This window comes from Umezawaea sp. Da 62-37 (genome assembly GCF_032460545.1).
Lineage (GTDB): Bacteria > Actinomycetota > Actinomycetes > Mycobacteriales > Pseudonocardiaceae > Umezawaea.
In genome coordinates, this window is record NZ_CP135965.1 from 6859700 (window position 1) to 6877147 (window position 17448).

Consider the following 17448-nt stretch of genomic DNA (forward strand, 5'->3'; position numbering starts at 1 on the left):
ACGGTAGGACGGCTTCCGCCACCACGTAGGATGGACGCGTGTTGGTGATTCGTCGTGATCTGGTGGACGCGATGGTGGCGCACGCCCGTCGTGACCACCCGGACGAGGCGTGCGGTCAGATCGCCGGGCCCGAGGGCTCGGACCGCCCGGAGCGGTTCGTCCCCATGCTGAACGCCGAGCGCTCGCCGACCTTCTACCGCTTCGACTCCGCGGAGCAGCTCAAGGTGCACCGCGAGATGGAGCGCGCCGACGAGGTGCCGGTGGTCGTCTACCACTCGCACACGGCCACCGAGCCGTACCCGTCGCGCACCGACATCTCCTACGCCCAGGAGCCCGACGCGCACTACGTGCTGATCGGCACCTCGGACCCGGAGGAGCACGAACTGCGCTCCTACCGGATCGTGGACGGCGTGGTGGCCGAGGAGCCGGTGCAGGTCGTGGAGTCGTACATGTTCGCGCACACCGGCCTCGACGACACCCCCGACGGCTCCTGAGCGCGTCGTCGCCCGTTCGCTGTCCCGTTCTCCCCTCCCGGAGGTTCCGAGCATGGCCGTCACCGTCTCCATCCCCACCATCCTGCGCACCCACACCGGTGGGCAGAAGTCCGTCGAGGCCGCGGGCACCACGCTCGCCCAGGTCATCGACGACCTGGAGGCCAACCACGGCGGCCTGAAGTCCCGCCTGGTCAAGGAGGGCTCGCTGCACCGGTTCGTGAACGTCTACGTCAACGACGAGGACGTCCGCTTCTCCGGTGGCCTCGAAGCGGCCGTCAAGGACGGCGACAACGTCACGATCCTCCCGGCCGTCGCGGGCGGCTGATCCCCCGTGGCCCGGTACGACTCGCTGCTCGACGCCCTCGGCGACACCCCGCTGGTCGGCCTCCCCAGGCTGTCGCCGTCGGAGAACGTCCGGATCTGGGCGAAGCTGGAGGACCGCAACCCGACCGGCTCGATCAAGGACCGGCCCGCGCTGGCCATGATCGAGGCGGCGGAGCGGGACGGGCTGCTCACGCCGGGCTGCACGATCCTGGAGCCCACCTCGGGCAACACCGGGATCGCGCTGGCGATGGCCGCGAAGCTCAAGGGCTACGGCCTGGTGTGCGTGATGCCGGAGAACACGTCGGTGGAGCGCAAGCAGCTGCTCCAGGCGTACGGCGCGCGCGTCGTGTTCTCGCCCGCCGCGGGCGGCTCCAACCAGGCCGTGGCGAGCGCCAAGGAGCTGGCCAGGCAGAACCCGGACTGGGTGATGCTCTACCAGTACGGCAACCCCGCCAACGCCCTCGCGCACTACAACGGCACCGGCCCCGAGATCCTGCGCGACCTGCCGTCCATCACGCACTTCGTGGCCGGACTCGGCACGACCGGCACGCTCGTCGGCGTCGGCCGGTTCCTGCGCGAGCGGAAGCCGGACGTGCAGATCATCGCCGCCGAACCCCGCTACGGCGAACTCGTCTACGGCCTGCGCAACCTCGAAGAGGGTTTCGTGCCGGAGCTGTACGACGCCTCCGTGCTCACCGGCCGCTACTCGGTCGGCTCCTACGACGCCCTGCGCCGCACTCGTCAGCTGCTGGAGTCCGAAGGCATCTTCGCGGGCATCTCCACCGGCGCCATCCTGCACGCCGCGCTCGCCGTGGCGGAGAAGGCCGCGGGCACGGGCGACCAGGCCGACGTGGTGTTCATCGTGGCCGACGGCGGCTGGAAGTACCTGTCCACCGGCGCGTACGCGGGCACGCTCGACGAAGCGTCGGAACGCCTCGACGGCCACCTTTGGGCCTGATCCGGTAGCCGTGGTCGCGGTTATCCTCCTCCGGTGAAGATCACCGTGCTCGGCTGTTCGGGCAGTGTGCCGGGCCCTGGTCTCCCGACGTCGGGCTACCTGGTGGAGGCCGAGGGCTTCCGGCTGGTGGTCGACCTCGGCGGCGGCACGTTCGGCAAGCTGCAGAAGCACTGCTCGCCGTTCGACGTGGACGCGCTGCTGCTGTCGCACCTGCACCTCGACCACTGCGCGGACTTCGCGTCCCTGACGACGTTCCGCCGCCACCACCCCCGCCCGCCCTACGACCCGCGGGAGCGCAGGCTGCCGGTGCACGCGCCGTCCGGCGCGCCCGAACGGCTGGCCCACGCGCACGCCGCGAGCCGGGCGGACCCGGAGTCGCTGGAGGACGTGTTCGAGTTCTTCCCGTTGCGGCGGGGGGAGTTCCGCCTCGGGCCGTGCACCGTGGAGGTGGCGCCGATGCGGCACATCTGCGAGGCCTACGGGTTCCGGATCGAGTGCGGGGGCCGGTCGCTGGTGTTCTCCGGTGACACGGCGGTGTGCCCGGAACTCGTGGAACTGGCCAGGGGAGCGGACGTGCTGCTCGCCGACACGGCGTGGGTGGACCGGGGGAGCAGGCCGGACAACCTGCACATGAGCGGCCGGGAGGCGGCGGGCGTCGCGGTCGAGGCGGGGGTGGGGCGGCTGCTGCTGACCCACGTGCTGCCCTGGTCCGATCGCGACGCCGTGCTTGCCGACGCCGCGGGCGTCTTCGCGGGCGGCCGGGCGGAACTGGTCGAACAGGACGGCGTCTACGAGGTGTAGCGCTTACGCCGCAACGGTTTCCGCCCAGTCGATGTGGTGCCGCTGCTCGATGCCGAGCATCTTCTCCGGCGTGAGGACGGTTTTCAGCGCGAGCGGCATCATCAACCCCATGACCGCGCTTGCGATCGGGCCGAAACCCTTGGTGTTGTTGGTCCTCGCGGCCCGCGCGGCGACCTTCTCCACCCGCGGTCGGCGCAGCCGCTCGTAGGCGGCGAAGGCGCTGGGCACGTCCGGCAGGTCGCGCAGGCACCGGGCGAGCTGCACGGCGCTCTCCGCGGCCAGCGCCGCGCCCTGCCCCGAACTCGACGACGGCGCGTGCGCGGCGTCGCCGACGAGCACCATGCGGCCGCGGTGCCACGCCGCGACCTTCGGCAGGATCTCCATCGACCCGAACGCGCACAGCCGGGCGGGATCGGTGTGCGCCAACAGCTCCCGGCCCGGCACGTCGTCGGCGTAGACCTCGCGGAGCCGGTCGAGCCACTGCCCGGCGGGCACGGCACGGGCCTCGGCGGAGGTCATCCTCGCCTGGTGCGGCAGGTTGCCGAACCACGACGTGCGGCCGTCGGGCTGGATCCAGTAGCCGAGGAACGCCCGCCTGCCGAACACGAAGTGCGCCGCGTCCGGCTCGCCCGGCACGGTGATGTCGGCGGCCGCGCCGAAGTTCAGCAGCGGCACGTGCGACGGGCCCGCGGCGTTCGGGTCGATCAGCGTCCGCACGGTCGAGCCGATGCCGTCCGCGCCGACCAGCACGTCGGCGGTGGCGCTGGTCCCGTCGGCGAACCGGGCGGTCACGCCGTCCGCGGTCTCGTCCACCCCGACCAGCCGCCTGCCGTGCTCGGTCCGCACGCCTTCCGCCGCGGCGTGGTCGTGCAGCGCCCGGTACAGCTCGGACCGCCACATCGCCCGGCTCGGCGCCAGGTCCGGCAGCGCCTCGAACTCGCTGAGCACCCGGCCCCTGCCGTTGGCCATGACGGTGCGCCGCATGGGCTGCCCGACGGCCGTCACGGCGTCGGCCGCGCCGATGCTCCCCAGCGCGTCCAGTCCGTTCGGCGCCACGGTCAGCTGGCCGCCGATGCCGTCGGCCGTGGTCCCGTACGCCTCGTACACGGTCGCGTCGATCCCCGCCTTGCGCAGCGCCAGCGCCGTCACCGGCCCGGCGAGCCCTCCGCCGATCACCAGCGCCGTTCGTGCTCCACTCATGTCGCCCCTCCGAACATCGCCTGCCACATCCGGACGTAGTCCTGCTTCCCGAGCGACTCGACGAGGGTCGTGACGAAACGGGCCTCGGCTTCGAGCACCGCGAGGCGGTACTCCTCCTCGACCACGAACACCCACGCCACACCGCCGTCGGTGGTGGCCTTGACGTCGGCGCGGATCTGCTCGATCTCCCCGGTCAGCGCCGCGTGGCGCAGGCCGAGCAGTTCGACGGCCTCGGCGGGCCGCAGCACGACCAGCAGCGAGAGCGCGACCCCGAACTTCGGGAACTCGTGCTCCGGCTCGGCGACCAGGTCGCGCAGCCAGTCGTGCAGCTCGGCCCGGCCGTCGTCGGTGAGCGCGTAGATCGTCCGCTCCGGCCGCTGGGTGTCGCGGACCGTCCCGTCCTCGGTGATGAAGCCGGCCTTCACCAGCTGCTCCACCACCATGTACAGCGAGCCGCGGTTGTACTTGATGTTGCGGCCCTTGTCGTGCTGCGTGAGCCGCCGCCCGATCTCGTACGGGTGCAGCGGCCCCATCAGCAGTTCGGCGAGCACAGCCAGTGCGAGTGGGTTGGCCACCTTGCGCCGCTTCGCCACGACATCCTCATCTCGTAGTCAGGATCGACTATCCATGCCCGATTAGTCAGTGTCAACTATTTGGACCGGCGTGCTCGTCCGCCGGACGAGCCGGGGGGATCGGTCAGCCCGCGAACGCGGTCGACTGCACGCCGACGCCGACGCCGGGCAGGACCAGCACCGAGCCGGACAGCGGCCGCGCGTCCAGCGCCGCCTCGTCGAGCCCGGACCGCGCGGACGTCACGTACAGGTCGGTCAGGTCGTCGCCGCCGAAGCAGCACGCGGTGGGCTGGTCGACCGGCAGCGGGATCTCGCGGTCCAACCGGCCGTCGGGGGTGTACCGGCGCACGGCCGCCCCGCCCCACAGCGCCACCCACACGCAGCCCTCGGCGTCGACGGTCAGCCCGTCCGGACTGCCCGCGGTGCCCTCGACCGCGCACAGCGGACGCCGTGACGTGGCTTCGCCGGTCTCGACGTCGTAGTCCAGCACGTCGATCCGGTTCTCCGGGGTGTCGATGAAGTACATCAGCGTGCCGTCGGGGCTCCAGCCGACGCCGTTACTGATGGTCACCTTGTCCAGCACCACCTTCGCGGCGCCGGTCGGCTCCACGCGGGCCAGCCAGCCGCCGCCCGCGCCGGCGTCGTAGCGCATGGTGCCCGCCCACAGCCTGCCCGCCGCGTCGACGGCCGCGTCGTTGCCGCGCACCCCGTCGCGCGCCCAGTAGACGAGCCACGTCTTGGTCCCGTCCCGGTCGACCAGCGCGACGCCCTCGCGCAGGTTCAGCACCAGGCCGCCCATGGCCCGCGGCTTGGCCGCGCCGACGTGCTGGGACATCGTCAGCACCGCGTCGTCGTCACGGGCGGGCGCGTAGCGGTGCACCTCCCCGGCCAGGATGTCCACCCACAACAGGGTGGAGCTGATCCGGTCCCAGGTCGGTCCTTCGCCCAGTTCGGCCTTGATGCGCACCGCTACGTCGATCGACACCGCCCCACCTTAGGCGGACCTGCCCTTTTTCCCCGCGCCGCACGTAACCTGGTCGCGTGGACTCGACACGGGTGCAGGCTCCCAGGCAGCTCTCCAAGCGGATCATCCCGCCGCAGCCGCTGCTGTCCGCGGCGGTCGTCGCGGGCTTCGTGGGGCTGCTCTTCGTGATCGAGGCGGTCGACACCGCGCTCGGGCACACGCTCGACGACGACGGCGTGATCCCGCGCGACTTCACCCAGTGGGACAACCTCATCTGGTACCCGCTGCTGCACGGCGGCTGGAGCCACCTGACCGGCAACGCGGTGCCGCTGCTGATCCTCGGCTTCCTGGCGACCTCGGGAGGGCTCAAGCAGTTCTCGCAGGTCACCGTCGTCATCTGGCTGACCAGCGGGCTCGGCATCTGGCTCGTCGGCTCGCCCGCGAGCCACATCGGCGCCTCTGGGCTGATCTTCGGCTACCTCGCGTTCCTGCTCGTGCGCGGCATCTTCGCGCGCAGCCCGTTGCAGATCCTGGTGGCCGTCGCGGTGTTCACGGCGTACGGCTGGGCCCTGTGGGGCGTGCTGCCCGGCCAGCCCGGCGTCTCCTGGGAGGGCCACCTGTTCGGCGCGCTCGGCGGCATCCTGGCCGCGTGGGGCGTGGCCAGGGACGCGCGCCACGAGCGGGTCGCGGTGCCAGCTAGCCTCGGGGTGTGACTTCAGCGGACGACCCGATCGGCATCTTCGACTCCGGCGGCGGCGGGCTCACCGTCGCGCGGGCGATCATGGAGCAGCTGCCGGGCGAGCGGATCCGCTACATCGGCGACACCGCGAACAGCCCGTACGGGCCGCTGCCGATCGCCGAGGTCCGCAGGCACGCGCTGGCGCTGGCCGACCGGCTGGTGGCCGACGGTGCCAAGATGATCGTGATGGCCTGCAACACCGCGTCCGCGGCCTGCCTGCGCGACGCCCGCGAGCGCTACGACGTGCCCGTGGTCGAGGTGATCATCCCGGCCGTGCGGCGAGCGGTCGCCACCACCCGCACCGGCCGCATCGGCGTGATCGGCACCGCCAGCACGATCAACTCCGGCGCGTACCAGGACTCGTTCGCCGCCGCCCGCGACGTCGAGGTGACCGCGGTGGCGTGCCCCCGGTTCGTCGACTTCGTCGAGCGCGGCACCACGTCGGGCCGCCAGGTGCTCGGGCTGGCGCAGGGGTACCTGGAGCCGCTCCAGCAGGCCGACGTCGACACCCTCGTGCTCGGCTGCACGCACTACCCGCTGCTGACCGGAGTCCTCCAGATCGTGATGGGGGAGAACGTGACGCTGGTGTCCAGCGCCGAGGAGACGGTCAAGGACGTCATGCGGGTGCTCACCGAGCGCGACCTGTTCCGCGAGGGCGAACCCGACCAGCTGTTCACCTGCACCGGCCCGCTGGCCCCGTTCACCAAGCTGGCCAGGCGCTTCCTACCCCAACTGGGTGTCACTTCGTTTCACACCACGGGGTGACGTGCGAGGCTCGCACGCGTGCTCCTGACCGTTCTCGGCTGCTCAGGCGGCCTGCCCGGACCCGACGCCGCCGCGTCGGGCTACCTCCTCGAGTCCGACGGCTTCCGGCTCGTCGTCGACTTCGGCAGCGGTGCCCTCGCCGCGCTCCAGACCCGCTGCGACGCGTTCGAGGTCGACGCGCTGCTGCTGTCGCGGCTGTGCCCCGACCACTGCAGCGACCTCACCGCGCTGACCGTGCTGCGCCGCTACCACCCCGACCCGCCCTACGACACGACCGCGCGGCGGCTGCCCGTGCACGCCCCCGGTGAGGCTCCGGACCGGTTCGCCAGGGCCTACGCGGAGAACGCCGACGAGCTGGCGCGGACCGACCTGTCCGACGTCTTCGACTTCCGGCCGCTCGTCGAGGGGACCATCCACATAGGACCGTTCGAGGTCGTCTCCGCCCATGACGCCGGGGGTCGGGTGTTCGGGTTCCGCATCACCTCGGGCGGGGTCTCATTGGCCTACACGGGGCTGACCCTGGTGCTGCCGCTGGCGGCCGGGGTCGACCTGCTGCTGGCCGAAGCGGGCCGCGGCGGCTGCCCCGGCACCTCCGCCACCGAGGCCGGGGTCGGCCGGGTGCTGCTCACGCACATCGAACCCTGGGCCGATCACCAGGCCCTGCTCGCCCACGCGCGCGCGGGGTTCGCCGGTCCGGTGGAACTCGCGAGGCAGGGGGAGAGCTACCGGATTGGCTAGCGGGCGCGGTGGGTATCCGCACTCACCCACCACAGGAGGAAGAAAACATGGCTACCGATGTCGTCGAGCTGATCCTGGCCGACCACCGCCGGTTCGAAGAGCTGTTCCGCGACCTGAGGGACCGCACCGCCGACCGCACCACCCTCCTGGGCGAGCTCGCGGAGCTGCTCGTGGCGCACGCCGAGGCGGAGGAGTCGAAGGTCTACTCGGCGCTCAAGCGCTACAAGGAGGTCGACGACGACGAGGTCGACCACGGCGCCGAGGAGCACGCCGAGGGCCACCAGGCGCTGCTCGCGCTCATGGAGGTCTCCGACACCGAGTCCGACGAGTGGGAGGACAAGCTCGAGGAGCTCGTCGAGGCGCTCAACCACCACGTCGACGAGGAGGAGCGGACCATCCTCAACGACGCCCGCGAGCAGGTCGCCGACGAGCGCCGCGCCGAACTGGGCAAGGACTTCCTCGAGGAGCGCCAGGAGCGGATCTCCGACGGCTGCGGCGACATCGAGTACGTCCGCAGGCTGGCCAAGGCCACGGCCGACCGGATCGACTAGCTTTCACGCGTGTCGAGCGTAGAGGTGCGGCGGGTCGGTCAGCACAGCTTCGTCGCGTCCAACGGGCGCGGCGCCGAGGTCCGGATCGGGCGCAAGGACCAGGACGGGTCCTTCAGCCCGGTCGAGCTGCTGCTGGCCGCCGCGGCGGGGTGCGCCGCGGTGACGGCCGAGACGCTGATCACCCGTCGTGCCGGTGGGTTCACGGCACGGGCCGACCACGTGCAGGCCGAGGGCGCGCACGAGGTCGGCACCGTGCCGGTGTCGCTGGACTACGACCTGTCCGGGTTGGACGACGCCCAGCGGGAAGCGCTGGAGGCCGTGGTGCGCCGGGCCGTCGACCAGCTGTGCACGGTCACGCGCACGCTGAAGCAGTCGGCGACCACGCCGTTGACCCTGCCCTGAGCCCGTTCCCCGGATCCCGTCCGCGGTAGCCCGACGGGATCCGGGAACCCGCCTCAGCCCGTGCCCACGCCGTCCCACACGGCCGTCGCGCCGCTGTGTCCGATCCGGACGGTCTGCACGGTGCTCGCGACACCCGCGAGCACCACCAGCACCGACATCGCGATCGCGATGCGCCGCCACGTCTTCGGGACGTCCGGCGACTCCGCCGCGGCCGTCCGCTCGCGGTCGGCGAGGCGTCCCGCGACCACCAGCAGCACCACCGCCACCAGGAAGCCCAGCGCGAACGGCAGCAGGTCGTTGCCCAGGTCCGCGTGCTTCGCGATCAGCGGGTTGTCCAGGCCCGCGAGCTTCGCCTCCAACTGCTCACCGGCCTTCTGGGCCAGCGGTACCGCTCCCACGCCCGCCACGGTCAGCGCCAGCACGGGCCACGCGAACTTGCGCCGCCACTGCGGCCGGACCGCCAACACGATCGCGCCCACCGCCGCGAGGGGCAGCAGGACCACGACGGCGTGGACCAGAAGGGGGTGCGCCGGTATCCCGTCGAGCGTCACCAGGTCGTCTGCGAGTGCCATGCCTCTCCCTACGCCGGTGGGCCGTCCCTTGGTTCACCTGGCGAGCACCTTAGGGTAGTGAGGTGCTGAGGACCGATGGCAGGAACGACGACGTGCTGCGCGACATCCGGATCACCCGCGGCTACCAGCAGTGGCCTGCTGGCTCCGTGCTGGTGGAGTTCGGCAACACCAGGGTGCTGTGCGCCGCGAGCGTGACCGAGGGTGTGCCGCGCTGGCGGGCGGGCTCCGGGCTGGGGTGGGTGACGGCCGAGTACGCGATGCTGCCGTCCGCCACGCACAGCCGCAGCGACCGCGAGTCCGTGAAGGGCAGGATCGGCGGCCGCACCCACGAGATCAGCAGGCTGATCGGCCGCTCGCTGCGCGCGTGCATCGACCTGGCCGCGCTGGGCGAGAACACCATCGTGATCGACTGCGACGTCATCCAGGCCGACGGCGGCACCCGCACCGCGGCCGTGACCGGCGGTTACGTCGCGCTGGCCGACGCCATCACCTGGCTCGGCGCCGCGGGCCGCCTCGCCGACCCGAAGCCGTTGGCGTGCGCCGTCTCGGCCGTCTCGGTGGGCGTCGTGGACGGCCGCGTCCGGCTGGACCTGCCGTACGAGGAGGACTCGCGGGCGGAGGTCGACATGAACGTCGTCGCCACCGACGCGGGCACGCTCATCGAGGTGCAGGGCACCGGCGAGGGCGCCACCTTCGCCAGGTCCACCCTGGACAAGATGCTCGACTTCGCGTTGGCGGGCTGCGCCGAGCTGAACCGCCTCCAGGCCGAGGCGCTCGCCGCCCCGTACCCCGGCGTCCTGCCCGAGCCGAAGCCGAAGAAGTCGCGCTCGTGACCCGGCTCCTGCTGGCGTCCCGCAACGCCAAGAAGTTGGCGGAACTGCGCCGCATCCTGGCCGCCGAGGGCCTCGACGGCATCGAGGTCGTCGGCCTCGACGACGTCGCGCCCTTCCCCGAGGCCCCGGAGACCGAGCCCACGTTCGAGGGCAACGCCCTCGCCAAGGCCCGCGACGCCGCTGTCGCGACCGGTCTGCCGTCGGTCGCCGACGACTCCGGCATCGCGATCGACGCCCTCAACGGCATGCCCGGCGTGCTCTCGGCCCGCTGGTCCGGCAAGCACGGCGACGACCAGGCCAACGTGGACCTGGTGCTCGGCCAGCTCGGCGACGTCCCCGACGACCGGCGTGGCGGCGGTTTCGTGTGCGCGGCGGCGCTGGTGGTGCCGGGTGGCGAGTCGACCGTGGTGCGGGGCGAGTGGCGCGGGACGATCGCGCGCGGGATGACCGGCACCAACGGCTTCGGGTACGACCCGATCTTCGTGCCCGAGGAGCACGAGGTCACGTCGGCGCAGATGACGCCGGAGGAGAAGGACGCCCTGTCGCACCGCGGCCGGGCGCTGAGGCTGCTGCTGCCGAACCTGAGGGCGTTGGCCTGATCCGCGGTCTGACGTCGGTGCGCCCACGGGGAGCACCGACGTCAGCCGGTCAGGCGGGCAGTTCCCGCAGCAGCTTGGCCACGTGGCCGGTCGCGCGGACGTTGTACATGGCCTTGGCGATCTTGCCCTCGGCGTCCACGAGGAACGTCGAGCGGATCACGCCGACCACCGTCTTGCCGTAGTTCTGCTTCTCGCCGTACGCGCCCCACGCGGCCAGGACCGAGCGGTCCACATCGGACAGGAGCGGGAAGTTCAGGCCCTCGGCGGTGGCGAACTCGGCGAGCTTCTCGGGCTTGTCGGGCGAGATGCCGACGACGTTATAGCCGGATTCGCCGAGGGTCCCGATGCTGTCGCGGAAGTCGCACGCCTGCTTCGTGCAGCCGGGCGTGCCGGCCGCGGGGTAGAAGTAGACGACGACGGATCGACCCAGGTAGTCCGACAGGGAGACCGGCTTGCCCTCGCTGTCGGGGAGGGTGAACGCCGGCGCCTGGTCGCCGGGGGAAAGGCGCTGCTGCTCGCTCATGCCCCCAGACGCTACAAGGGGCGGTCAGGCCTGGCCCTCGAAGGTCGCGCTGGGCTCCTGGTCGGCGGCGTTGGGTTCGACGGTGAGCTGCATGTGCACCGCCTCCTTCGGCACGGCGAACGCCAGCGTGACGGTGGTGTCGCGGCCCGCCGGGAGTTCGCGGACGGCGGCGCCGATGCCGTTGAGGCCCTGCACCGAGTCGATGACCTCCTGGGCGGGCTTGCCGTCGACCACCGCGTGCACCGCGAGCTGTGCCGGGTGGTACTCGGACTTGCTGCCGTTGGTGATCGTCACGGTGAACACGGCGGTGCGCGGGGCCTGGGGGAAGGCCGTTTCGCTGGGTTGCAGCGACCGCGGCTGGCCGATCGTCACGGACAGGCCGGTCGTCCACACGTGCTCGGCGCCGAAGGCCGTGTACGGGGGCGCGGAGGGGGCGTCGGCGACACCGCCCGCGCGCAACGCGGGGGTTTCCTTGGCCTGGGCCGCGGGCGCGCCGACGAGGTCGGGGGCGCCCGCACATCCCGCCACGGCCATGGTCAGGCAGATGCCGACGGCCAGTTTGGCGAACTTCACGAACTCCCCTTTCCGCCCCGGCGGTGGGCGCGACTGCGACTGCCACCACCATGACGGTGTTTCGGGGAGTGCGGTGCGGATTCGGCCCCTTGATTCGCACCTGGTGCCTGGCTGTGGCCAAGACGTGATGACCAACCGCCGACGGCGTGGGCGGCGCCACTGGGGGCACCGTCCACGCCGATCGCGGCGGCGGCCGATATGTGGTGCTTCGACCACGGACCCGGAGGTCCGTCAACAAGTGAGCGCGTCGGGGGGCGTGCGCGCTCAACCGGATCATCGCGAGTCGTGCGGCAGGTGCTACACCCTTCTGCCGGATTCACCCGTACGGGTTAGTCGAGTAATCCTCACGTCACACCGCGACCGGGTGCCCGGCCAGCTCGCTGATCAGCTCGTACGACCGGATCCGGTCGGCGTTGGAGTGCACCATCGTCGTGATCATGAGTTCGTCGGCCTGCGTGTCGTCGAGCAGCTTGGCCAGGCCCTTGTCGACGGTCTCCGGGTCGCCGATGACCATCGACGACGCCCGGTCCTCGATGAACATCCGCTCCAGGTCGCTGTACGGGTGCTCGGCGGCCTCCTCCGGCGTCGGGAACAGGCCGGGGTTGCCGCTGCGCAGCCGCAGGAACGACAGCGCGGCGGGACCGGAGATCCACCGGGCGTGCTCCATCGTGTCGGCGGCCATCACGGCGGCGCAGATCATCGCGTACGGCTCGCTGAGCACTGCGGACGGCCGGAAGTTCTGCCGGTACAGGGCCAGCGCGGGCAGCGTGTTCTCCGCGCTGAAGTGGTGGGCGAACGCGAACGGCAGGCCCAGGATGCCCGCGACCTGCGCGCTGTAGCCGCTGGAGCCGAGCAGCCACACGGGGGGCTTGTTGCCGCCCGCGGGCACGGCGCTGATGTCCTCGGTGCCGTCGAAGTACCCCACCAGTTCGGTGAGCTGCTGCGGGAAGTCCTCCGCGGACAGCGCGCCGGTGGTGCGGCGCAGCGCGCGGGCGGTCTTCTGGTCGGTGCCGGGCGCGCGGCCGATGCCGAGGTCGATGCGGCCGGGGTGCAGGGCGGTGAGCGTGCCGAACTGCTCCGCGATGACGAGCGGCGCGTGGTTGGGCAGCATCACGCCGCCGGAGCCGACGCGCAGCGTGCTGGTGGCGGAGGCGATGTGCCCGATGAGCACGGCGGGCGACGAGCTGGCGATGCCCGGCATGCCGTGGTGCTCGGCCAGCCAGAACCGCTGGTACCCGAGGCGTTCGACCTGCTGGGCGAGTTCGGTCGTGTTCCGCAGCGCCGCGGTCGCGTCCGAACCGCTGCCGATGATGGCCAGGTCTAGTACGGACAGCGGGACGTCGCGGAGTCTGCTCATACAACGAGCAACCACGCACGGGCGGAGGAATTCCCGCCCGTGCGTGGTGTCACAGGGTTCAGCCCGCGATGAAGCGCTCCGCCAGGTACACGGCGCCGGTGACGAGGGTGATCCGCTGGGCGGACTCGTCCCAGGTGGTGCCTTCCGGCTCCAGCGTCAGCACGGCCATGATCTTGCGGTCGCCACCGCCGTAGGTGCCGGTGGTGTGCATCGCCGGGCTGGTCAGGTCGAGGTCCGCGGCCACCCCTCGTTCGGACAGCGGACCCTCCTTCGCCGCACCGTTGGCGATCTTCGGCTTGGGCTCGACGCACGGACGCGGCGGCACGTCGCCGAACCGCGACCAACCCTGCTTGAACGCGACGTCGCCCGGCACCGCGCGCGGGATGCCGAACGACTGGTCGAACCCGTCGGTCGCGCACGCCGTCGCCTGGTGCAGGTTCCCCATGACGAAGTCGCGGACCTTCGGGCGCGCCTCGTCGAGGACGTGGCGGTAGATCGTCACGACGTCCGCCGCGCTCAGCGCCGTGTACCCCCAGAAACCGACGTTGACCGGCGGCTCGGTGTCGTGCAGGTGCAGCCGCACGACCGCCCGTTCGACGATCTCCTCCCAGCCCAGCCGGACCCAGAGCTCGCTGGCGGCGTTGTCGTCGCTGGAGCGCAGCATCGGCTGGAGCAGGGCGAGGTCCGCGGCCGGGATCTCGGTGTCGGCCCCGTAGGTCTCGAAGTAGTCGAGCGCGATGAGGATCTTCACGACCGACGCGGACCGGATCTTCTTGTGCTCGTTGTACTGGAGGGTGGTGCGGTTCGACGTGCGGTCGAACACCGCGAACGCCACCGTGACGTCGGAGGACACCACCGACTGCGGGGCAGCCGGTGCTTCCTGCGCGCCTGCCGGGAGCACCGCGGTCGCCGCCATCGCGGCGGCCGCGACGAGGGCGATTGTCGTGGAACGGATCTTGTTCACGGTGAGAACCTAGCGATGGGCACTGACATTTCGCTCACGCTTTTGTGATGGGGGCGACGGAAGCAGCCGCGGTGTCCCGGCGTTGCAACGGAGGTGATCGAAGTCGACGTCGCGGTGGTCGGAGCGGGGCAGGCTGGTCTGTCCAGCGGGTACTTCCTGCGCAGGGCTGGGCTGGAGCACGTGGTGCTGGACGCCGACGCGGGTCCCGGCGGCGCGTGGCGGCACCGCTGGCCGACGCTGCGGATGGCGACCGTGCACGGCGTCCACGACCTGCCGGGGATGCCGTTCGAGGTGGTCGACGACAGCGCGCCCGCCAACGAGGTGCTGCCCGCCTACTTCGCCGACTTCGAACGTCGCAACGGGATCGACGTCGTCCGCCCGGTGACCGTGACCGCGGTCCGCGAGGGCGTCGACGGCAGGCTGCTGGTCGAGAGCGCCGACGAGACCTGGTCCGCCCGCGCGCTGATCAACGCCACCGGCACGTGGACGCGCCCGTTCTGGCCGCGCTACCCCGGCCAGGAGACCTTCCGCGGCCGCCAGCTGCACACCGCGGACTACGCGCGCCCCGAGGAGTTCGCCGGGCAGCACGTCGTGGTCGTCGGCGGCGGCTCGTCGGCGATCCAGCTCCAGCTGGAGATCGCGCGGCACGCCACCGTCACCTGGGTCACCCGCCGCGAGCCGCTGTTCACCGACGAGCCGTTCACCCACGAGATCGGCCGCGCCGTGGTGGCGCGGGTCGACGAGGCAGTCCGCGCGGGCCGCCCACCCGCCAGCGTCGTCAGCGTCACGGGCCTGTTCCGCACGCCCGAGGTGCGCGCCGCGCAGGAAGCCGGCCTGCTGGACCGGCTGCCGCTGTTCGACCGGATCACGCCCACCGGCGTCGCCTGGGCCGACGGCCGCGAGGTCCGCGCCGACGCGATCCTGTGGGCCACCGGCTTCCGCGCCGCGATCGACCACCTGTCCCCGCTGCGCCTGCGCGGTCCCGGCGGCGGCATCAGGCTCGACGGCACCCGCGTGGTCGCCGATCCCCGCGTCCACCTGGTCGGCTACGGCCCGTCGGCCAGCACCGTCGGCGCGTCGAGGGCCGGTCGCGCGGCTGTGCGGGAGATCGGGGAACTGCTGGCGCCCGCACTAGTCTGACGGGGTGGGGAAAGCGCTTCGTCTGCTCGTCGGGCTGCTGCTCGGCTTCCTCGCGGCACTCGTCGAACTCCCGCTGCTCGCCGTCGCGTGGTCGTCCGACCGCGTGGTGACCCGGCTCGCGGACCTGGAACGCCGACGGCTGCTGGTCCTGCTCGGTGTGGACAGCGCCGAACCCCTCGACCGGCAGGCGCGGCGGTTCGTGGCCGTGCGCGCGCTGGTCGGCCTGCTCGGCGGCGTGGTGCTGGCGTGGTTGGGCTACGGCCTGTACTGGGCGGTGGTGATCGCCTGGATGCTGGCGACCGGGGAGCTGAACCTCTCGAACCTGTCAGAACTGGGCTGGTCCGCGCTGGCGGGTGTCGTGCTGCTCTACGTGGAGGTGCAGGGGATCGCCGGTGTGGTGGCGCTGGAGCGCAAGGCGGCGCACCGGTTCCTGGGCATGGGCGAGCGGGAACTGCTGCGGCGGCGCGTCGAGCAGTTGGCGCTGAGCCGGGCGGGGATCGTGGAGGCCGTGGACGCGGAGCGCAGGCGCATCGAACGCGACCTGCACGACGGGGTGCAGCAGCGGCTGGTGGCGCTGGGGATGCTGCTCGGCAGGGCGCGGCGGAACCCGGCGAGGGCGGAGGACCTGCTGCGCCAGGCGCACGAGGAATCGGCGCGGGTGCTGGACGACCTGCGCGAGGTCGCCTGGCGGGTGTACCCGGCGGCGCTCGACTCGCTCGGGCTCGGCGAGGCCGTGGCCGCGGTGGCGGACCGGTCGGCGATCCCGGTGCGCGTCGACTGCCTGCTCGACGGCGACGTGGACGGCCACGTGGAGACCGCCGCGTACTTCGTGGTCTGCGAGGCCGTGACGAACGCGGCGAAGCACTCCGGCGCCACCGGGATCAGCGTGGGGATCAGCAGGGACGACGGGGGAGTGCGCGTGTGGATCGAGGACGACGGGCGCGGGGGAGCGGACCCGCGGGGCGGTGGCCTGGCGGGGTTGGCGCGGCGGGTGTCCGCGCTGGACGGGACGTTCACCGTGAGCAGCCCGGCGGGCGGGCCGACCACGATCACGGCGGAGCTGCCGTGCGGGTGATCCTGGCCGAGGACTCGACGCTGCTGCGCGAAGGCCTGGTGCGGCTGCTGGTCGAGGAGGGGCACGAGGTCGTCGCGGCGGTGGGCGACGGGACCGCCCTGGTGCGCGCGGTCGCCGCGCACCAGCCGGACGTGGTCGTGACGGACGTGCGGATGCCCCCGACGAACACCGATGAGGGGCTGCACGCGGCGTTGGAGATCCGGCGCCGCTGGCCCGCGGTCGGCGTGCTCGTCCTGTCGCAGTACGTGGAGAAGCGGTACGCCGTCGAACTGCTCACCGGGCAGTCCGACGGCGTGGGGTACCTGCTCAAGGACCGGGTCGTGCGGGTGGACGAGTTCCTCGACGCGCTGGACCGCGTCGGCACGGGCGGGGCCGCGTTCGACCCCGAGGTGGTGCGCCAACTGCTGTCGCGCACCACCCGCGAGGTCGGCGGGCTCACGCCGAGGGAACGGGACGTGCTGTCCGCCATGGCCGAGGGCTGCACGAACGACACGATCGCCGCCAGGCTGCACATCTCGCGGAGCGCCGTGGAGAAGCACGTGAACGGCGTGTTCGAGAAGTTCGGGCTGTCCGCGGTGGACGGCTACAGCAGGCGGGTGCTGGCCGTGCTGCGCTACCTGGGGTCCTGACTGCCCTGCCGCCGCTTCACCAGCCGGGACACGACGAACCACACCAGCGCGACCACGATCAGCGCCAGCACGACGGTCGACACGATTCCCATGTAGTCCTCGACCAGGTGCCACTGTTCGCCGAGCAGGTACCCGGCCATGATCAGGGCGGTGTTCCAGATCAGGCTGCCCGCCGTGGTCAGCGCGAGGAACCGGGGCAGCGGCATGCGCTCGATGCCCGCGGGGATGGAGATCAGGCTGCGGAACACCGGGACCATCCGGCCGAGGAAGACGGCTTTGGCGCCGTGCTTGGAGAACCAGTCCTCGGTGCGGTCCACATCGGACACGTCGACCAGCGGCAGCCGGTCGGCGATGGCGCGGATCCGGTCGCGTCCCAGCAGGGCGCCCAGGTAGTAGAGCAGCAGCGCGCCCGCGACGGAGCCCGCCGTGGTCCACGCGATCGCGGCCACCAGGCTCATCCCGCCGCGGCTGGCGGTGAAACCGGCCAGTGGCAGGAACAGTTCGCTGGGCAGGGGCGGGAAGAGGTTCTCCAGCGCGATGGCGATGCCTGCGCCGGGCGCGCCGAGCGTGGTCATCAACCCGGTGACCCACTCGACGACGGCTGAAACGGGGCTGCTCATGACCTCCACGCTAGGAATCGCACCTCGTCGCCGCCATGGGGACGGCCGCACGACC

General features: G+C 72.0%; 23 protein-coding genes. 14 read left to right on the top strand and 9 right to left on the bottom strand.

Annotation, left to right across the window (positions count from 1 at the left end; all coding sequences use genetic code 11):
* Positions 1 to 38 precede the first annotated feature (38 nt).
* Genes RM788_RS31645 through RM788_RS31660 form a run of 4 tightly spaced genes read left to right on the top strand, consistent with a single transcriptional unit; the run spans position 39 to position 2577 of the window.
* Entirely contained in the window at positions 39 to 494 is a 456-nt protein-coding gene (locus tag RM788_RS31645; RefSeq protein WP_315921887.1) for a M67 family metallopeptidase, read from the top strand.
* 52 nt (positions 495 to 546) lie between these two features.
* A complete protein-coding gene (locus RM788_RS31650; RefSeq protein WP_315921889.1) occupies positions 547 to 819 on the top strand; it encodes a MoaD/ThiS family protein in 273 nt (90 codons plus the stop codon).
* A 6-nt stretch (positions 820 to 825) separates the two neighbouring features.
* A complete protein-coding gene (locus tag RM788_RS31655; RefSeq protein ID WP_315921891.1) occupies positions 826 to 1776 on the top strand; it encodes a PLP-dependent cysteine synthase family protein in 951 nt (316 codons plus the stop codon).
* A gap of 33 nt (positions 1777 to 1809) precedes the next feature.
* Positions 1810 to 2577 carry an MBL fold metallo-hydrolase gene (locus tag RM788_RS31660; RefSeq protein ID WP_315921893.1) on the top strand — a complete coding sequence of 256 codons (768 nt, stop codon included), beginning with the start codon at positions 1810 to 1812 and terminating at the stop codon, positions 2575 to 2577.
* Between the two features lie 3 nt (positions 2578 to 2580).
* Here RM788_RS31660 and RM788_RS31665 read toward each other — a convergent pair whose 3' ends face one another.
* From RM788_RS31665 to RM788_RS31675, 3 genes are all read right to left on the bottom strand, one after another.
* On the bottom strand, positions 2581 to 3777 hold the full coding sequence (locus tag RM788_RS31665; RefSeq protein ID WP_315921895.1) for an FAD-dependent monooxygenase: 1197 nt from the start codon (positions 3775 to 3777) through the stop codon (positions 2581 to 2583).
* A complete protein-coding gene (locus RM788_RS31670; RefSeq protein ID WP_315921897.1) occupies positions 3774 to 4370 on the bottom strand; it encodes a PadR family transcriptional regulator in 597 nt (198 codons plus the stop codon). The genes RM788_RS31665 and RM788_RS31670 overlap by 4 nt, the downstream gene beginning before the upstream one ends.
* Positions 4371 to 4473: 103 nt before the next feature.
* Entirely contained in the window at positions 4474 to 5334 is an 861-nt protein-coding gene (locus RM788_RS31675; protein WP_315921899.1) for an SMP-30/gluconolactonase/LRE family protein, read from the bottom strand.
* Positions 5335 to 5390: 56 nt separating this feature from the next.
* On the opposite strand from RM788_RS31675, the gene RM788_RS31680 reads away from it, so the two are divergent.
* Genes RM788_RS31680 through RM788_RS31700 form a run of 5 tightly spaced genes read left to right on the top strand, consistent with a single transcriptional unit; the run spans position 5391 to position 8508 of the window.
* On the top strand, positions 5391 to 6026 hold the full coding sequence (locus RM788_RS31680) for a rhomboid family intramembrane serine protease (protein WP_315921901.1): 636 nt from the start codon (positions 5391 to 5393) through the stop codon (positions 6024 to 6026).
* Positions 6023 to 6817, top strand: a complete 795-nt coding sequence (gene murI, locus RM788_RS31685; protein WP_315921903.1) for a glutamate racemase — start codon at positions 6023 to 6025, stop codon at positions 6815 to 6817. Before RM788_RS31680 ends, murI begins: the two co-directional genes overlap by 4 nt.
* Before the next feature lie 18 nt (positions 6818 to 6835).
* The gene (locus tag RM788_RS31690; RefSeq protein ID WP_315921905.1) at positions 6836 to 7555 is read left to right on the top strand and encodes an MBL fold metallo-hydrolase; all 720 of its coding nucleotides are present in this window, start codon (positions 6836 to 6838) and stop codon (positions 7553 to 7555) included.
* Between the two features lie 47 nt (positions 7556 to 7602).
* Positions 7603 to 8106 (top strand): hemerythrin domain-containing protein, encoded by a 504-nt coding sequence (locus RM788_RS31695; RefSeq protein ID WP_315921907.1) that lies wholly within the window; start codon positions 7603 to 7605, stop codon positions 8104 to 8106.
* Between the two features lie 9 nt (positions 8107 to 8115).
* A complete protein-coding gene (locus RM788_RS31700; protein ID WP_315921909.1) occupies positions 8116 to 8508 on the top strand; it encodes an OsmC family protein in 393 nt (130 codons plus the stop codon).
* 53 nt (positions 8509 to 8561) lie between these two features.
* Here the strand turns inward: RM788_RS31700 and RM788_RS31705 are convergent, their stop codons facing one another.
* Complete coding sequence (locus tag RM788_RS31705; protein WP_315921911.1) at positions 8562 to 9080, bottom strand: DUF2231 domain-containing protein; 519 nt, start codon at positions 9078 to 9080, stop codon at positions 8562 to 8564.
* 62 nt (positions 9081 to 9142) lie between these two features.
* Between RM788_RS31705 and rph the strand changes: the two genes are divergently transcribed.
* Positions 9143 to 9913 (top strand): ribonuclease PH, encoded by a 771-nt coding sequence (gene rph, locus RM788_RS31710; protein WP_315921913.1) that lies wholly within the window; start codon positions 9143 to 9145, stop codon positions 9911 to 9913.
* On the top strand, positions 9910 to 10512 hold the full coding sequence (gene rdgB / locus RM788_RS31715) for an RdgB/HAM1 family non-canonical purine NTP pyrophosphatase (protein WP_315921915.1): 603 nt from the start codon (positions 9910 to 9912) through the stop codon (positions 10510 to 10512). The genes rph and rdgB overlap by 4 nt, the downstream gene beginning before the upstream one ends.
* A gap of 49 nt (positions 10513 to 10561) precedes the next feature.
* On the opposite strand, the gene bcp is transcribed toward rdgB, so the two are convergent.
* The 4 genes from bcp to RM788_RS31735 all read right to left on the bottom strand — a co-directional run bounded on the left by bcp (position 10562) and on the right by RM788_RS31735 (position 13929).
* A complete protein-coding gene (gene bcp, locus RM788_RS31720) occupies positions 10562 to 11035 on the bottom strand; it encodes a thioredoxin-dependent thiol peroxidase (RefSeq protein WP_315921916.1) in 474 nt (157 codons plus the stop codon).
* A 24-nt stretch (positions 11036 to 11059) separates the two neighbouring features.
* Positions 11060 to 11608: a hypothetical protein gene (locus RM788_RS31725; RefSeq protein WP_315921918.1), complete on the bottom strand. Its 549-nt coding sequence runs from the start codon at positions 11606 to 11608 to the stop codon at positions 11060 to 11062.
* A 349-nt stretch (positions 11609 to 11957) separates the two neighbouring features.
* Complete coding sequence (locus tag RM788_RS31730; protein ID WP_315921920.1) at positions 11958 to 12965, bottom strand: LLM class flavin-dependent oxidoreductase; 1008 nt, start codon at positions 12963 to 12965, stop codon at positions 11958 to 11960.
* Between the two features lie 58 nt (positions 12966 to 13023).
* Positions 13024 to 13929: a serine hydrolase gene (locus tag RM788_RS31735; protein WP_315921922.1), complete on the bottom strand. Its 906-nt coding sequence runs from the start codon at positions 13927 to 13929 to the stop codon at positions 13024 to 13026.
* Between the two features lie 93 nt (positions 13930 to 14022).
* Here RM788_RS31735 and RM788_RS31740 point away from each other — a divergent pair, with 93 nt between their 5' ends.
* Genes RM788_RS31740 through RM788_RS31750 form a run of 3 tightly spaced genes read left to right on the top strand, consistent with a single transcriptional unit; the run spans position 14023 to position 16773 of the window.
* Entirely contained in the window at positions 14023 to 15069 is a 1047-nt protein-coding gene (locus RM788_RS31740; protein WP_315921924.1) for an NAD(P)-binding domain-containing protein, read from the top strand.
* A 4-nt stretch (positions 15070 to 15073) separates the two neighbouring features.
* Positions 15074 to 16144, top strand: a complete 1071-nt coding sequence (locus RM788_RS31745) for a sensor histidine kinase (protein ID WP_315921926.1) — start codon at positions 15074 to 15076, stop codon at positions 16142 to 16144.
* On the top strand, positions 16135 to 16773 hold the full coding sequence (locus RM788_RS31750) for a response regulator (RefSeq protein ID WP_315921928.1): 639 nt from the start codon (positions 16135 to 16137) through the stop codon (positions 16771 to 16773). Before RM788_RS31745 ends, RM788_RS31750 begins: the two co-directional genes overlap by 10 nt.
* On the opposite strand, the gene RM788_RS31755 is transcribed toward RM788_RS31750, so the two are convergent.
* Entirely contained in the window at positions 16758 to 17393 is a 636-nt protein-coding gene (locus RM788_RS31755) for a DedA family protein (RefSeq protein ID WP_315921930.1), read from the bottom strand. The genes RM788_RS31750 and RM788_RS31755 overlap by 16 nt on opposite strands.
* Positions 17394 to 17448: the final 55 nt, after the last annotated feature.

Coding starts and splice junctions, on each gene's coding strand:
- RM788_RS31650 (WP_315921889.1), top strand. CDS start 547: ATGGCCGTCACCGTCTCCATCCCCACCATCCTGCGCACCCACACCGGT.
- RM788_RS31665 (WP_315921895.1), bottom strand. CDS start 3,777: ATGAGTGGAGCACGAACGGCGCTGGTGATCGGCGGAGGGCTCGCCGGG.
- RM788_RS31695 (WP_315921907.1), top strand. CDS start 7,603: ATGGCTACCGATGTCGTCGAGCTGATCCTGGCCGACCACCGCCGGTTC.
- RM788_RS31705 (WP_315921911.1), bottom strand. CDS start 9,080: ATGGCACTCGCAGACGACCTGGTGACGCTCGACGGGATACCGGCGCAC.
- bcp (WP_315921916.1), bottom strand. CDS start 11,035: ATGAGCGAGCAGCAGCGCCTTTCCCCCGGCGACCAGGCGCCGGCGTTC.
- RM788_RS31730 (WP_315921920.1), bottom strand. CDS start 12,965: ATGAGCAGACTCCGCGACGTCCCGCTGTCCGTACTAGACCTGGCCATC.
- RM788_RS31755 (WP_315921930.1), bottom strand. CDS start 17,393: ATGAGCAGCCCCGTTTCAGCCGTCGTCGAGTGGGTCACCGGGTTGATG.